Source organism: Promicromonospora noduliphila (assembly GCF_056951025.1).
In genome coordinates this window covers 1,524,382-1,540,044 of the sequence record NZ_CM167806.1, presented here as the reverse complement: position 1 = coordinate 1,540,044, position 15,663 = coordinate 1,524,382, and the positions used below count along the sequence as shown (strand labels likewise).

Genomic DNA, 15,663 nt, shown 5'->3' with positions numbered 1-15,663 from the left:
GCGTGCTCAGTCCTCGGGCGCGTGCCGCACTCAGTCCTCGGGCGCGTGCCGCACTCAGTCCTCGGGCGCGTGCCGCACTCAGTCCTCGGGCGCGTGCCGCTCCAGGAACCGGTAGACCTCCGTGGTCTCCACCCCTGGGTACGCACCCGAGGGCATCGCGGCCAGCATCGACGCGTGCGGCCGCGCCGAGGGCCAGGAGTAGTCGCGCCACTTCGCGTCCAGGTCCTCCGGCGGACGGCGGCAGCACGACTCGTCCGGGCACGACGACGACGCTCGTTCCGTCGCCTCGCGCCCCTCGAACCACTTGACGTGCGCGAACGGCACCCCCACCGACACGGAGAACGCGCCGTCGGAGGTGTTCTCCACCCGCGAGGTGCACCAGTAGGTGCCCGACGGCGTGTCCGTGTACTGCGCGTACGGGTTGAACCGGTCCTCGACGTCGAACACCCGGCGCGCCGTCCACTTCTTGCACACGTGCTGGCCCTCGACGGCGCCGAGCGCGTCCGAGGGGAACCGCACGCCGTCGTTCTCGTAGGCCTTGTGCAGGATCCCCGACTCGTGGACCTTCATGAAGTGCACCGGGATGCCGAGGTGCCGGGTGGCGAGGTTGGTGAACCGGTGCGCCGCGGTCTCGAACGACACCCCGAAGGCGTCGCGCAGGTCCTCGATGGCGATGGCGCGCTCGTCCTTGGCGTCGCGCAGGAACTTCACGCCCGGCTTCTCCGGCACCATGAGGGCCGCCGCCAGGTAGTTGGCCTCGACGCGCTGGCGCAGGAAGTCGCCGTAGTGGCGCGGCTCGGTGTGATCGAGCACGTGCGACGCGAGCGCCTGCAGCAGCGCTGACCTGGTGTTCGACCGGCCACGGAACCCCTTGGACGGCAGGTACAGGCGCCGGTTCCTGGTATCGATCACGGAGCGCGTCGAGTGCGGCAGGTCGCTCACGTAGTGCAGCGTGAAGCCGAGATGCGCGGCGATCTCGGCGGCCATGCGCTGCGGCAGCGGCCCAGAGGTGTGCCCGACGTCGGCGAGCAGCCCCTTGGCGACCTGCTCCAGCTCGGGCAGGTAGTTGTCCTTGGCGCGCATGTCGTCGCGCAGCTCGCGGTTGGCCCGCCGCGCCTCCTCCGGCGTCGCCGCGCGCTCGGTGTGCAGGCGCTCCAGCTCGCGATGCAGCGCCAGGATGGTCGCGAGCGCGTCGTGGGGCAGCGACTTGCCGATGCGCACGCCCTCGATCCCGAGGGAGTCGAACAGCGGGCCGCGCTGCACGCGCTCGAGCTCGATCTCGAGCGCGTCCCGCTCCGACGGCGGCTCGGCCGACAGGAGGTCGTCCACGCTCGCGCCGAGCGCTCGGGCGATGGCCTGGAGCTGGGAGAACTTAGGCTCCCGCTTGCCGTTCTCCAGCGTGCTGACCTGCGACGGCGCCCGGTCGATCGCCGAGGCGAGGTCTTCGAGCGTCATGCCCTTGCTGGTGCGCAGGTGCCGGATGCGGCGCCCGATCGTGAGGGCGTCGGGCTCGGCCTCCGCCGGCGCGGCCGCCGTCGTCGACCGCACGGCCTGTCCGCCCTGTACGGGACGTGACGAAGGCGCGTTTCGCCTGGTTCTGCGATTCTCGGTCGTTTCTACCATGCCCGAGGGTGACATACGGAGAGGCTTCCGATCAACAGAAGAACTCAATTTCTTCTGCTCAGATCTGCTTGAGAAGTGGGTTGCGCAGGACGGAAGGTCGTTTCAAGTCACCGAGCAGACCAGGTGACAGACGTTCCGCCCGAGAAGGAGACCCGCCATGAGCGCACCCACGATCGATCACACGTCCCAGGCGCCCCAGGCCGAGACGACCGCGGCGGCCGCCGCGGCGACCCCGGTGCGCGCCGGCGACCAGGTGCAGACCGCCGCCGAGCTGCGGCAGTCCTGGGCGTCCGACCCGCGCTGGGCCGGCATCGAGCGCACCTACACCGCCGACGACGTCATCGCGCTGCGCGGCTCGGTCGGCGAGGAGAACACCCTCGCCCGCCGCGGCGCCGAGCGGCTGTGGCGGCAGCTCCACGAGGAGGACTACATCAACGCCCTCGGGGCGCTGACCGGCAACCAGGCGGTGCAGCAGGTCAAGGCCGGCCTGCAGGCCATCTACCTCTCCGGCTGGCAGGTCGCCGGCGACGCGAACCTCTCGGGGCAGACCTACCCCGACCAGTCGCTCTACCCGGCCAACTCGGTGCCCGCGGTGGTCCGCCGCATCAACAACGCGCTGCTGCGCGCCGACCAGATCGACGTCCAGGAGAACGGCACCCCCACCCGCGACTGGCTCGCCCCGATCGTGGCCGACGCCGAGGCCGGCTTCGGCGGCCCGCTCAACGCGTACGAGCTGATGAAGTCGATGATCCAGTCCGGCGCCGCCGGCGTGCACTGGGAGGACCAGCTCGCCTCGGAGAAGAAGTGCGGCCACCTGGGCGGCAAGGTGCTGGTCCCGACCCAGCAGCACGTGCGCACCCTGAACGCGGCGCGCCTCGCGGCCGACGTCGCCGACGTGCCGTCGATCGTGATCGCCCGGACCGACGCCGAGGCGGCGACCCTGATCACGTCCGACGTCGACGAGCGCGACCGCCCGTTCATCACCGGCGAGCGCACCGCCGAGGGCTTCTACAAGGTGACCAACGGCATCGAGCCGTGCATCGCCCGCGCCAAGGCCTACGCGCCGTACGCCGACCTGATCTGGATGGAGACCGGCACGCCGGACCTGGAGCTCGCACGCAAGTTCGCCGAGGCCGTCAAGGCGGAGTTCCCGGACCAGATGCTGAGCTACAACTGCTCGCCGTCGTTCAACTGGAAGAAGCACCTCGACGACGACACCATCGCGAAGTTCCAGCGCGAGCTGGGCGCGATGGGGTTCAAGTTCCAGTTCATCACCCTGGCCGGCTTCCACGCCCTGAACTACTCGATGTTCGACCTGGCCCACGGCTACGCCCGCGAGCAGATGTCGGCCTACGTGAAGCTGCAGGAGCTGGAGTTCGCCGCCGAGGAGCGCGGCTACACCGCCACGCGGCACCAGCGCGAGGTCGGCACCGGGTACTTCGACCGCATCGCGACGGCGCTCAACCCGGACTCGGCGACCACCGCCCTGGCCGGCTCGACCGAGGCGGCGCAGTTCTGATGACCGCCACGATCGACACCCGCGCCCAGGGCACCAGCCCGTACGACGCCGATGCCGGCCTGGCCGGGATCGGCACACCGCCGGCGCGCACGGCGTCCGCGCCCGCCGCTCCGGCTCCGGCCGCCACCCCGGCGGGGCCCCGCACCACGCCGTCCGCCCCCGGGTCCGACGACGGCGCCCCCGCGCCGCGGAGCTCGGCACCGGGCTCGCTGCCGAACGGCGGCGTCGGGGCCTCCGGGACCGGCACCCGGCGGGGCGTGATCACCGTGACCGGCCCGGTCGGCCCGCGGTACGCCGAGATCCTCACCCCCGACGCGCTCGGTTTCCTGGCCCTGCTCCACGACCGGTTCGACGCCGCGCGCGACGAGCTGATCGCGCAGCGCCAGCTCCGCCGCCAGGACATCGCGGACGGCGCCGACCCGGACTTCCGGGCCTCGACCCGTCCGGTGCGCGACGACCCGGACTGGCGCGTCGCCGGATCGCGGAACGCGCCCGGTCTGGAGGACCGCCGCGTCGAGATCACCGGCCCGACCGACCTGAAGATGACCATCAACGCCCTCAACTCAGGTGCCAGGTGCTGGCTGGCCGACGCCGAGGACGCCTCCAGCCCCACCTGGCCCAATGTGGTCGAGGGGCAGCTCGCGCTGCACGATGCGATCCGCGGCACGCTCAGCTTCACGAACGAGGCGGGCAAGGAGTACCGGCTGCGGTCGTCGGACATCGCGGACCTGCCGACCATCGTGTTCCGGCCGCGCGGCTGGCACCTCGACGAGGCCCACCTGCGCTACACGGACGCGAACGGCATCACGAGCAACGCGCTGGGCAGCCTCGTGGACTTCGGCCTCTACTTCTTCCACAACGCCGCCGAGCTCATCGCGCGCGGCCGCGGCCCGTACTTCTACCTGCCCAAGCTGGAGGGCTACAAGGAGGCGCGGCTGTGGAACGAGGTGTTCGAGGTCGCGCAGGACGCCCTCGGCATCCCGCGCGGCACGGTCCGCGCGACGGTGCTCATCGAGACGCTGCCCGCCGCGTTCGAGATGGAGGAGATCCTCTACGAGCTGCGCGACCACTGCGCCGGGCTGAACGCCGGGCGCTGGGACTACCTGTTCTCGGTGATCAAGTGCTTCCGCACCCGCGGTGACTCCTACGTGCTGCCGGACCGCGCGCAGGTGACCATGACCGCACCGTTCATGCGCGCGTACACCGAGCTGCTGGTGGCCACGTGCCACAGGCGCGGGGCGCACGCGATCGGCGGCATGAGCGCGTTCATCCCGGACCGTCGCAGCCCTGAGGTCACGGAGCGCGCGTTCGCCCAGGTGAGCGCCGACAAGAAGCGCGAGGCCGGCGACGGCTTCGACGGCACCTGGGTGGCCCATCCGGACCTGATCCCGGTGGCACGGGCCGAGTTCGACGCCGTGCTCGGCGACGCGCCCCACCAGGTCTCGCGCCTGCGCGACGACGTGGTGGTCGGCCAGCACGAGCTGCTCGACATCGCGTCGGCCCGCCGGTCCGGGGCGACCGTGACGTCGGCCGGCCTGCGGTCGAACGTCTCGGTGGCCGTGCGCTACCTCGACGCGTGGCTCCGCGGTACCGGGGCCGCCGCGCTGGACAGCCTCATGGAGGACGCCGCCACCGCCGAGATCTCGCGGTCACAGGTGTGGCAGTGGATCGCGTCGGGCACCGTGACCGACGACGACCAGCTCCCCGTGACCCGCGAGCGCGTCGAGGGGATCCTGCTCGACGTCGTCGCCGCGCTACCGCACGGCGAGGGCAGCCGCGTGGACGACGCGGCCGCCGTGTTCCGCGCCGTCGCGCTGCGCGACGACTTCCCGGCGTTCCTCACGAACCCCGCCTACGAGGGGTACCTGGTCGGCTCGCCCGCCGACCGGCCCTGATCCCGGGGCGCCCCGGGTGATCCGTGGCGCCCCGTTCCAAGCCGCCCGACGTCGGACCGGCCGCCGCTCTCTCCGCCCCACCACCCCAGGGGACGGCCGGCCCGGCGTCGGGCCTTCATAGGGCACCGGTGGGTCGCCCGACGAGTAGCCTTGGGCAAGCCGACTGTGGACGCAGGGCCTTGTTTGGCCCTGCGTCTCAGGCTGTGCTCGGCACAGGCCGCAGGTGGTGACGCACCGTTCTGCCCGGCCGGCACGACAAGGAGGTCGGCGCCGACGCCTGCCCAGACGGTGGCCTCCGTCGTGCGGGTCGAGGGGGCTCGGGAGCGACCGACAGGTGCTCCTGCCCGGTCGGTGTCGTGGTGGTGACCGCATGTCTGCCGGTCGCGGGATCGGTCCCCGATCTCGATGACCAGCCGGCCGCTTCCTTAGCCTGGTTGCAGGCAGCGCAGAGGCCCTGACCGTTCGCCAGAGTCGTGCTCCCACCGCTGCCCGCCGCGGTGATGTGGTCGAGATGGCGTATCGGTGCGTCGCACCATGGCGTACGGCAGATGCCCTGGTCACGCACGCGCAGCAGGTCCGCGAGCCCGTCGGCGAAGAAGCGCTGCTTGCTGCTCGTCCCGACCAGGTCGCCCGTGCTCGTGGCGTAGACGGCACGCAGCCACGCCGCGTCGAGGTCCAGACCGTTCGCGACCAGGTTCCGTGCCACCTCAGCCGGGACGGCGCCGTGACCCGCACCCGTGCCGTCCAGCACGACGGCGGGCTCGTGCCCGCCGGCCAGCAGCGCCTCGTCCGACACGACGAGGTGAACCGTGACGGGGACGTCGGCTGCGTGCTCCTGGCCGGTGACGCGCTCAACCAGGGTGTCGGCCATGATCTGCCCGGTCGATCGTTCGTCGCCGCCCATGTGCCGGGCGGACTCCGCGGCGAGCTTCAGTGCCGCGTAGGTCTGGACGCCCTCCGCGACGGGCAGCAGTGCGGTCAGGTACGTCATGGTGTCGGGCGCCAGCCGGATGGTGACGCACCGGTCCGAGACCGCCTTCGCCGCACGCTTGGCCTTGGCGGCCGGGTCGAGTCGGCTGGCGTGCTCGTTGATGAGGCCGACCAGTCGGCGCGTGCCGACTCCCTCCAGGACGGCCGGGTCAGCGCAGAGCTCCGCGTCGATGATCTGCCGATCGGCCAGGTCGAGGCAGGCGGTCTCCTTGACCAGGAGCGTCGCCCGTTCCTGGGACAGCCGTCCCGTGCGCAGTGCGTGCAGCGTGTGCGGCATCTCGGTGTGCCAAACCTTCGCGACCCCGAGCAGCGATCGCGCCCGGTGCGGTGAGACGCGCAGGGCGAGCCCCACTCGCTGGGCGACATCCGCCTCCGCATCACGAGCGGCCGACTTGGCGGTGACCGGGATCTGACGGCCGCGCCTGTCATGCGCGGTACCGCCGGACGCGATAGCCGCCTCCTTTGCCGACCGAACCTCCTCGTCGCGCAGGTCGACCAGCACCTGGGACTGCGCCGCCACGACGCCGGCGGCAAGCTCCTCCAGCGCGCGCAGAGTCGCGACGCGCGAGGCGGCGTCGGCCGGACCGGAGCTCGACAGCAACCACGCGTGCACTGCGGCGATCCCGTCTGCGGTTACCTCCCTGGCGAGGACGCCGGAAGGCGCACCGGCGTCGATGTCAGAGACCGGTGCCAGGCTGGTAACCGCGTCACCCGGCGCCTGAGCCCACGCGCCAGCGGGCAGCAGGCCGCCCCACTGGCTGCCGCTCGGCTGCGATCTCTCTGAACATGGCACCATCATATCGCACACACGTTCGATGTACCTCCTGAAGCCTTCCGAGGAGACACCCGGTGGCGCCAGTCGGTACCGAGCCATTTTGGTTGTTGTGTCCGGTTCAGTATGACTACCCTGGACGCTTTCGATGGCCGGCATCGGTGCCCCAGGCTGCATCGACGCCCCGGCCGACCGAGCGGCGGGCGGCAGGAGCGCCCCCGCGAACATGTCAGACGTAAGGGGGCGTTGGACCAGTGACGGACAAGACGAGCGGTGCCGGGCCGAGCGAGTTCCAGGCCGGCGCGGCATTCCTGCGCGATCGCGGCGTGGACCTGCGCCGCGCGGTGACGAGCCCGCACGCTCGCCACGTCTGGACCGGCGCGGTCGCCCTAGCCGTGACCGGCGGGGTGCTGGTCAGCGCGTCGGCGAGCGTGCCGACGTCGGGCACGGCGGCGTCCGGCGCCTCGGCGTCCAGGATGGCGTCCACCGCCGCGACGGGAGCCGGCCGCCCACTGGCCGGGACGGGTATCCAGGGGCAGGCCGCGCCGACCGGGACCGACGCCGTCACGGTGGGCCAGGTGCTCGCGGTGCTGCATCGTGCCGAGCGCCGGCTACGGGAGAGCTCGTCCCTCGACCCGCACATCGCGCAGGCCGCGGCAGAGCTGGGCATGCTCTACACGACATATCAGGCTCAGCAGCTCGCGCTCGACGGCGTCGACGAGCAGCCTCAGGACGAGTCCGGCCCGGCGTCCGACCCGGCCGATAACGCCGAGACCCCCGGCCCGGCGGATACCGCCCTGGCGCCCGACGGCGCGATATCGGCCACGCCAGTGCTGCGGTTCGTGACCGAGAAGCCCTCGCCGGACGCCCCGGCCGTGTCGCGCCCCCGCGCCGAGCGGCAGGACTCCGACCGTGTCACCTTCGAGGAGGTGGCCGTCGCCGCGATGCGGCTCGCGAACCTGCTCGATCCGACGTCGCCCACCGCGCTCATCGAGACGCTGCCGGACGCCGAGCCCTCGCTGCGCCAGAGCCTGCAGGAGACCGTGGCCGCCTACGGTGATTCCACCGCGGGGTACGCCAACGGCCGCATCCCCGCCGATGTGCTGTGCCCGCTGCCGTTCGCGCCCGGGCACATGCTGCGCTGCGACGCGGCCGAGCGGCTGACGGCGCTCAGCGCCGAGTTCGAGAAGGAGTTCGGCTACCCGATCCCGCTGACGGACTCGTACCGCCCCTACTCGATGCAGGTGGCGGTCAAGGATACGAAGCCACACCTCGCGGCCATCCCGGGTACGTCGAACCACGGCTGGGGTCTGGCCGTGGACCTGGACGACCCGATCGCGGGCGGCGACTCCCCCGAGTACGTCTGGCTGCGCCTGCACGCCCCCGACTACGGCTGGGACAACCCCTCGTGGGCCCGGCTCGGCGGCGCCAAGCCCGAACCCTGGCACTTCGAGTTCTTCGCGGCCGGCTCCATCCCGAACCGCGCCATCGACCCGTCCGACGTCGGCACCTGGGCGCCCCATGCACAAGCGGTGCCAGACGGCGCGGACCGCCCGGAGGCCGTCCCTGCCTCCGCGCGCACCCCGGGCGAGACGGGCGGGCCGTCGGAAGGCGCGAACGGCCCCACGGACCAGGATCAGGCCACGGAAAGTGGGGCGGACGACGCCGGTGGCGGAACGCCCACCTCGGACGGCTCCGCGAAGCCGTCCGACCCGACGCCGGACGCCCCGGCCAAGCCCGCGCCGTCGAAGCCGGACCCCTCCGGCCCGCCCGAAGAGAACCCGGACGCTCCAGCCGACACCGGCGTCGTCGGAGCCGTGGTCGACGACACCGTCGAGCTCGTGGACGGAACCGTCGACGGCGTCGTGGGCGGGTTGGTCGGCGGCCTGCTCGGCGACGACTGAAGCGGCGGCGGCCGGCGAGCTCCGCCCGAACTCGCGCTGCGAGCGGGAACCCCGCGGCGCGACCGAAAAATCACCCACGGCTCCCCTTCCCCGTCTTCCCCACGGCGGCCTGCTCCTCTACAGTCTGCCGAGCCACGCTTTCTTCACATAAGGGCCATCCGGGTCGTGGTGGCCTGCCGAACGGGGAGCACGTATGAACCACAAGAGATACCTCGGAGCGTTCGCCGCGCTCGCACTGGCTGCCGGGGGTGTCACCGCCCAAGGGCTGGCGGCACAGGGGGCGACGACCGGGTCGAGCACGATCGACCCGATCGCACCGGTGCACGAGATCCCGGCCTCCGTCGACACCACGCTGGTCAACGAGACCAAGGGCTCGTGGTTCGTCGAGCTGGAGAGCGAGCCGGCGTCGTCGGGCACGGACGCCACGACCCTACGGGCCGAGCGCCAGGACTTCCGCGCGGCGGCCGAGGACGCGGGCGTCGACTACTCGGTCCGACGCACGTTCCACACCCTGTTCAACGGCTACTCCATCGACATGGACTCGGCCCAGCTCGGGAAGCTGCAGCGCACCGAGGGCGTCAAGGCGATCTACCCGATGACGCGGATCGAGATCCCGGAGACCCTCCCGGCCGGCAACGAGCCGGAACTCGCGACCGCACTCGGCATGACGGGCGCCGACATCGCGCAGAACGAGCTCGGCCTGACGGGCGAGGGCGTCAAGGTCGCCGTCATGGACACGGGCATCGACGTCGACCACCCGGACCTGGGCGGCCCCGGCTTCCCGAACAGCCGCGTGATCGCGGGCTACGACCTGGTCGGCGACGACTACAACGCCGCGTCGAGCGACCCCGACAGGCGGGTCCCCCACCCCGATGCCGTGCCGGACGACTGCCAGGGGCACGGCACCCATGTGGCGGGCATCGTCGGTGCGAACGGCGAGGGCAGGGACGGCGGCATCACGGGCGTGGCGCCCGGCGTCTCCTTCGGGGCGTACCGCGTGTTCGGCTGCGAGGGCTCGACCGACGCCGACATCATGATCGCCGCCATGGAGCGCGCCCTCGCGGACGACATGGACGTGCTGAACATGTCCATCGGCTCGGCCTTCTCGTGGCCCACGTACCCGACCGCGACCGCGAGTGACCGGCTCGTCGACCGCGGCATGGTCGTCGTCGCCTCGATCGGCAACTCGGGCGCGACCGGCCTGTACTCGGCCGGAGCACCCGGTCTCGGCGAGAAGGTCATCGGCGTCGCCTCGTTCGACAACACGCACGTCACCGCACGCTCCGTCGTCGCGAACCCCTCGGGCACCTCAGTGCCCTACCTGGGGCTGGGCAACGTCGCCGACGCGCCCACCGAGGGCACCACCGACCCGCTGGTCGACGCCGGAACCGTCTGCCCCAGCGTCGGCATACCGCTGGAGGCCGACGTCGCGGGCAAGACCGCGCTCATTGCACGCGGCTCGTGCACGTTCGAGGAGAAGTACGCGACGGTGGCCGCGGCAGGTGCGACCGCGGTCGTGATCTACAACTCGAGCCCCGGCCTGTTCTCCGGCGGCGGCGTGGTGGACCGCGGCATCCCGGGTATCGGCATCCCGCAGGCGGAGGGCAGGGCGCTCGCGGCCGAGCTCGCGGTCGGCACGGAGGTGACCCTCACGTGGACCGCCGACGAGGTGTCCACGCCCAGCCCGACCGGCGGCCTGATCAGCTCGTTCAGCTCGTACGGCCTGTCTCCAGACCTGGCCCTCAAGCCCGACCTCGGCGCCCCTGGCGGCAACATCAACTCGACGCTGCCGCTGGAGCAGGGCGGGCACGGCGTCAACTCGGGCACGTCGATGGCGTCGCCGCACGTCGCGGGTGCCGTCGCCCTGCTGCTCGAGGCGAAGCCGCGCCTGCGCGCGTGGGAGGTCCGGGACCTCCTGCAGAACAGCGCCGACCCGGCCGCGTGGTCCGGCGCCCCGACGGCCGGCTACCTCGACAACGCCCACCGGCAGGGCGCGGGCATGCTCGACATCCCGGGCGTCGTGCAGGCGGGCGCCACCGTCCGGCCTGCCAAGCTCGCGCTCGGCGAGAGCGACACCCGGACCGGGACCGCCACGAAGTGGGTGACGATTCGCAACACGACCCGGGAGACGACCACGTACACGGTGTCGCACGCGCCGGCGCTCGCCACGTACGGCAACACCTTCGCGCCGTCGTTCGCCGACGCGTACGCGGACGTCTCGTTCAGCCGCGAGTCGGTGACGCTCCGGCCGGGCCGCTCCGCCACGGTCGGCGTGACGGTCACCGCGCCCGAGGCGGCCGACGCCGACCAGCTCGTCTACGGCGGGTACGTCGTGGTCACGGCCGGCGACGGCACGGCCTACTCCGTGCCGTACGCCGGGTACGCGGGCGACTACCAGGCGATCGACCCGATCACGCCCGTCATGTCCGGCGGCGAGGTGGTGGCCGACCTGCCGTCGGTCGGGAGCATCACGGCGTGCGCCGAGTTCATCAACCTCGACTGCATCGACCCGCAGGCCGACTACGAGCTGGAGCCGGACGGCGCCACGTACTCGCTCGGCACCGTGGACGGGCTGCCGGACGTCCCGTACACGCTGGTCCACTTCCAGCACCAGGTGGAGGAGCTGCAGGTCACGGTGCTCGACGCCGCGACGGGCCGTCCGGTGGACCGCCGCGGCGCGTACGCCGTCGACCTGACGGGCGTGGAGCGGAACGAGACCGCCGGCGGGTTCACCGCGTACGCGTGGGACGGCTCGTACACCACCCTCCGTGGGGACACGAAGAGCGTGCCCGACGGCGACTACGTGCTCTCCCTCAAGGCGCTGAAGGCCGACGGCGAGCCCTGGAACCCCGAGCACTGGGAGGCCTGGACCTCGCCGACGATCACCATCGACCGGCCGTAGCGGTCGGCCGGGCGGGCGATCTCCGTCGCCCGCCCGGTCGGCCGGGCCGCGTCCGTCGCGGCCCGACAGCTGACAGCCGGGTGATCTTTCGCTGAGCGGCCCATTTCGGCGATTTTCGCGATTTTCGCCGGATACGGTGCCCGCATGTCCGACGACGAGACCACGCGCCCCGCGGCCGCACCCAACCTGACCCTGAAGGACGCGGAGGCGCGTCCCACCAGCGAGACCCCGGCCCCGCCCACACCGGGACCGGTCGAGCCGATCGCCGCGGAGACCGAGCCGGCCGCCGCGGCGGCCGCGCCTGAACCGGCAGAGCCGGCGCTCGTCGCGGCCGCTCCGGCACCGGCCCCCTCACCGGCACCGAGCAGGATCGCCACGTTCCTCAGGGCCAACGCCGTCGCGCTCGTACTGGCGGTGCTCCTCGTCGGCGCGATCGTCTGGGGTGCCCTCGGCCTGGTCTCGGCCAACGACTGGGAATCGCGCGCGAACGCGCTCTCGTCCGACCTGGCGTCCGCCGAGGAGACCCTCGCCGAGGCCGAGGCCACCATCGACGACCTCGAGACCGCCAAGTCGCGCGCCGAGACCACGGCAACGGCCTGCGTCGACGCCATCGACGACGCGGACGCGATGCTCGAGGTCTCCGCGAAGCTGGACGACAAGACCGTCGTCTACCTCGAGGGCCTCAACGACTTCATGGCCGCCGTCAACGCGGGCGACCTCGCCGCGGCGGAGTCGGTCGCCGCCGAGATCGACAAGCTCACCGTGCAGATCGAGGAGCTGAACACCCAGATCGAGGGGCACATCGACGACTACGGGGATGCCGCAGAGGGCTGTCACGTCGACGACGCGCAGGACGTCTGAGCGCGACGCTCGTCAGCCGGCGCCCGTCACCGTCAGCCGACACCCGTCAGCCCTGGTCGAGGCCCAGCAGGTCGTCCTCGGTCTCGCGGCGCACCAGCACCCGCGAGGCGCCGTCGGCGACGGCGACGACCGGCGGGCGCGGCAGCATGTTGTAGTTCGAGGCCATGGACCGCCCGTAGGCGCCCGTCGCGGCGACGGCGAGCAGGTCGCCCGCCCGGACGTCGGCGGGGAGCTGCACCTCGTGCACCACGATGTCGCCGGACTCGCAGTGCTTGCCCACCACGCGCGCCAGCACGGTCTCGGCCGCGGACGCCCGGCCCACGATCTCGGCGTGGTACGCCGCCCCGTACAGGGCGGGGCGGATGTTGTCGCTCATGCCGCCGTCGACGGACACGTAGGTGCGCGTGAAGTCCGCGCCGCCGTCGGCCGAGACGGTGACTGGCTTGACCGTGCCGACCGTGTAGAGGGTGAGGCCCGCCGGGCCGACGATCGCCCGGCCGGGCTCGATCGAGAACCGCGGCAGGCTCGTGCCCAGCTCCTGGCAGACCCCGGCCACGGACTGCGCGATGTCCTTCGCCACCCGCTCCGGGTCGAGCGCGACGTCGCCGGGCAGGTACGCGATGCCGTAGCCGCCGCCGAGGTCGACCTCGCCGACCAGCACGCCCGACCGCTCGGCCAGGTCGGCCCGCAGCCGCAGCACCACGCGCGCGGCGGCCTCGAACCCGTCCGGGTCGAGGATCTGCGAGCCGATGTGGGAGTGGATGCCGAGCAGCCGCAGCTCGGGGTGCTTCAGCACCTCCAGCAGCGCGGCCATCGCGGGGCTCTCGGCGCCGGGCCCGGAACCGCCCACCGCGTTGACCGACAGCCCGAACTTCTGGTCCTCGTGCGCTGTCGCGATGTACTCGTGCCCACCCGCGTGGACGCCGGTCGTCACCCGGACCATCACCGGCGCCACGACCCCGCGCTCCCCCGCGAGCCGCGCCACGCGCTCGATCTCGACCAGCGAGTCCACGATGATGCGGCCGACCCCGGCGTCCAGGGCGCGCAGGATCTCGGCGTCGGACTTGTTGTTGCCGTGCAGGCCGATCTCCGCGCCCGGCACCTCCGCGCGTAGCGCGACGGCGAGCTCGCCGCTCGACGCCGTGTCGACGCGCAGCCCCTCCTCGCGCGCCCAGCGCGCCACGGCCACGGTGAGCAGCGCCTTGCCGGCGTAGTAGACGTCCACGCCGGCGCCGACCGCGCCGAACGCCGTCTCGAAGGCCGTGCGGTAGGCGCGGGCGCGCAGGCGGAAGTCGGCCTCGTCCAGCACGTAGGCGGGCGTGCCGTGCTCGGCGGCCAGGTCGCGGACGTCGACGCCCGCCACGGCGACCGCGCCGTCCGCCCGGCGACCGACGCCGGTGGACCAGGGTGCGCCGGTCACATCCGCTCCGGTGCGCTCACGCCCAGCAGGTCCAGGCCGTTGGCGAGGACCGTGCGGACGGCGTCGTTCAGCCACAGGCGAGCCCGGTGCTCGTCCGTGACCTCCTCGTCCGGGTACGGGGTGACGCGCAGCTTCTCGTCGTCGTTGTACCAGGAGTGGAAGTCGCCGGCGAGGGCCTCCAGGTAGCGGGCCACGCGGTGCGGCTCGCGCAGCTCGGCGGCCTGCGCCACGATCCGCGGGAACTCGGTGAGCCGGCCGATCAGGGCCGTCTCGGACGCGTGCGAGAGCTGCGCGGGGTCGAACCCGTCCGCCCGGCGCACGCCGCGCTCGGCGGCCTTCGTGCCGATCTGCACGGTGCGGCTGTGCGCGTACTGCACGTAGAAGACCGGGTTGTCGTTGGTCTGCTTGAGCATGTCCTCGCCCTGCAGCTCCAGCGGCGTGTCCGCGGGGTAGCGGGCCAGGGAGTAGCGGACGGCGTCCTTCCCGATCCAGTCGACCAGGTCGCGCAGCTCGATGATGTTGCCGGCGCGCTTGGACAGCTTGGCGCCGCCCACGTTGACGAGCTGGCCGATCAGCACCTCGATGTTCGCCTCCGGGTCGCCGCCCGCGCAGGCCGCGATGGCCTTGAGGCGGTTGATGTACCCGTGGTGGTCGGCGCCCAGCAGGTAGATCTTGCCGGGGAACCCGCGGTCCTTCTTGGACAGGTAGTACGCGGCGTCGGCGGCGAAGTACGTGGGCTCGCCGTTGGCCCGGATCATCACGCGGTCCTTGTCGTCCGTGAAGTCCGTGGTGCGCAGCCAGACCGCGCCCTCCTGGTCGAACACGTGCCCCTGCTCGCGCAGCCGGGCCACCGCCTTCTCCACGGCTCCGGAATTGTGCAGGTCGCGCTCGGAGAACCAGACGTCGAAGTGCACGCCGAAGTTCTCCAGCACCTCGCGGATCTCGGCGAGCTGGTGCGCGTAGCCGGCCTCGCGCGCGACGGCGACGGCCTCGTCGTGCGGCAGCTCCGGCAGGTCGGGACGGTCGGCGAGCACCTTGGCCGCGAGCTCCTTGACGTACTCGCCGTGGTAGCCGCCCTCGGGCACCTCGCCACCCGTGGCGCGCGCCAGCACGGACGCGCCGAAGCGGTCCATCTGCGCGCCGGCGTCGTTGATGTAGTACTCGGCGGTCACGTCGGCCCCGGCCGCGCGCAGGATGCGGGCCAGCGAGTCGCCCAGCGCCGCCCACCGGGTGTGCCCGATGTGCAGCGGGCCGGTCGGGTTCGCGCTGATGTACTCCAGGTTGATCACCTGGCCGGCGAGCGCCTCGCCGCGGCCGTAGGCGGAGCCGGCCTCCACGATGGTGCGGGCCAGCTCGCCCGCCGCCGCGGCGTCGAGCGTGATGTTGAGGAAGCCCGGGCCGGCGACGCTCACCGACTTGATACCCGGCGTCGCGCCGAGGCGCGCGGCGAGGTCCTCCGCCAGCGCACGCGGCGTCGTCCCCGCCTTCTTGGCGAGCTGGAGCGCGACGTTCGTGGCCCAGTCCCCGTGCTCTCGCTGCCGGGGTCGCTCCACGTGCACCGACGCCGGGACGGCGTCGGCGGGCAGGGCGAGAGTGCCGTCGGCGACGGCCGCGGCAAGGGCAGCGCTGAGCGCTCCGGAGAGCTCGGTGGGGGTCACGGATCGATTCTATCGGCCGGGCCGGGTACGCAGCCTCGGCTTTCCACAGGCCGGGAACCCGCGCACGACGGCGGTGGCGCGCCCGCGCCCGAGGACACGCCACCGCCGTCGGACCAATC

9 protein-coding genes are annotated in these 15,663 nt (G+C 72.5%); 5 read left to right on the top strand and 4 right to left on the bottom strand.

What is annotated here, in order from left to right:
* Positions 1-78: 78 nt before the first annotated feature.
* A complete protein-coding gene (locus tag AC0QU1_RS06665) occupies positions 79-1,623 on the bottom strand; it encodes a helix-turn-helix domain-containing protein (RefSeq protein WP_483575335.1) in 1,545 nt (514 codons plus the stop codon).
* A gap of 157 nt (positions 1,624-1,780) precedes the next feature.
* Here AC0QU1_RS06665 and aceA point away from each other — a divergent pair, with 157 nt between their 5' ends.
* Complete coding sequence (gene aceA / locus AC0QU1_RS06660) at positions 1,781-3,142, top strand: isocitrate lyase (RefSeq protein WP_483575333.1); 1,362 nt, start codon at positions 1,781-1,783, stop codon at positions 3,140-3,142.
* The gene (gene aceB / locus AC0QU1_RS06655) at positions 3,142-5,037 is read left to right on the top strand and encodes a malate synthase A (RefSeq protein WP_483575331.1); all 1,896 of its coding nucleotides are present in this window, start codon (positions 3,142-3,144) and stop codon (positions 5,035-5,037) included. The genes aceA and aceB overlap by 1 nt, the downstream gene beginning before the upstream one ends.
* Before the next feature lie 196 nt (positions 5,038-5,233).
* On the opposite strand, the gene AC0QU1_RS06650 is transcribed toward aceB, so the two are convergent.
* Positions 5,234-6,901: an HNH endonuclease gene (locus AC0QU1_RS06650; protein WP_483616418.1), complete on the bottom strand. Its 1,668-nt coding sequence runs from the start codon at positions 6,899-6,901 to the stop codon at positions 5,234-5,236.
* A 152-nt stretch (positions 6,902-7,053) separates the two neighbouring features.
* Here AC0QU1_RS06650 and AC0QU1_RS06645 point away from each other — a divergent pair, with 152 nt between their 5' ends.
* The 3 genes from AC0QU1_RS06645 (at position 7,054) to AC0QU1_RS06635 (ending at position 12,466) form a co-directional block, all read left to right on the top strand.
* Complete coding sequence (locus AC0QU1_RS06645) at positions 7,054-8,703, top strand: M15 family metallopeptidase (RefSeq protein WP_483575329.1); 1,650 nt, start codon at positions 7,054-7,056, stop codon at positions 8,701-8,703.
* Between the two features lie 193 nt (positions 8,704-8,896).
* The gene (locus tag AC0QU1_RS06640; RefSeq protein WP_483575327.1) at positions 8,897-11,605 is read left to right on the top strand and encodes a S8 family serine peptidase; all 2,709 of its coding nucleotides are present in this window, start codon (positions 8,897-8,899) and stop codon (positions 11,603-11,605) included.
* 144 nt (positions 11,606-11,749) lie between these two features.
* Complete coding sequence (locus AC0QU1_RS06635) at positions 11,750-12,466, top strand: hypothetical protein (protein ID WP_483575325.1); 717 nt, start codon at positions 11,750-11,752, stop codon at positions 12,464-12,466.
* A 46-nt stretch (positions 12,467-12,512) separates the two neighbouring features.
* Here AC0QU1_RS06635 and lysA read toward each other — a convergent pair whose 3' ends face one another.
* Positions 12,513-13,886: a diaminopimelate decarboxylase gene (gene lysA / locus AC0QU1_RS06630; RefSeq protein WP_483575323.1), complete on the bottom strand. Its 1,374-nt coding sequence runs from the start codon at positions 13,884-13,886 to the stop codon at positions 12,513-12,515.
* Positions 13,883-15,544, bottom strand: a complete 1,662-nt coding sequence (argS, locus tag AC0QU1_RS06625) for an arginine--tRNA ligase (protein WP_483575321.1) — start codon at positions 15,542-15,544, stop codon at positions 13,883-13,885. The genes lysA and argS overlap by 4 nt, the downstream gene beginning before the upstream one ends.
* Positions 15,545-15,663: the final 119 nt, after the last annotated feature.

Excerpts from the sequence above, each read along its gene's own strand:
- AC0QU1_RS06665 (WP_483575335.1), bottom strand. The coding sequence starts at position 1,623 with ATGGTAGAAACGACCGAGAATCGCAGAACCAGGCGAAACGCGCCTTCG.
- aceA (WP_483575333.1), top strand. The coding sequence starts at position 1,781 with ATGAGCGCACCCACGATCGATCACACGTCCCAGGCGCCCCAGGCCGAG.
- aceB (WP_483575331.1), top strand. The coding sequence starts at position 3,142 with ATGACCGCCACGATCGACACCCGCGCCCAGGGCACCAGCCCGTACGAC.
- AC0QU1_RS06650 (WP_483616418.1), bottom strand. The coding sequence starts at position 6,901 with ATGGCTCGGTACCGACTGGCGCCACCGGGTGTCTCCTCGGAAGGCTTC.
- AC0QU1_RS06640 (WP_483575327.1), top strand. The coding sequence starts at position 8,897 with ATGAACCACAAGAGATACCTCGGAGCGTTCGCCGCGCTCGCACTGGCT.
- AC0QU1_RS06635 (WP_483575325.1), top strand. The coding sequence starts at position 11,750 with ATGTCCGACGACGAGACCACGCGCCCCGCGGCCGCACCCAACCTGACC.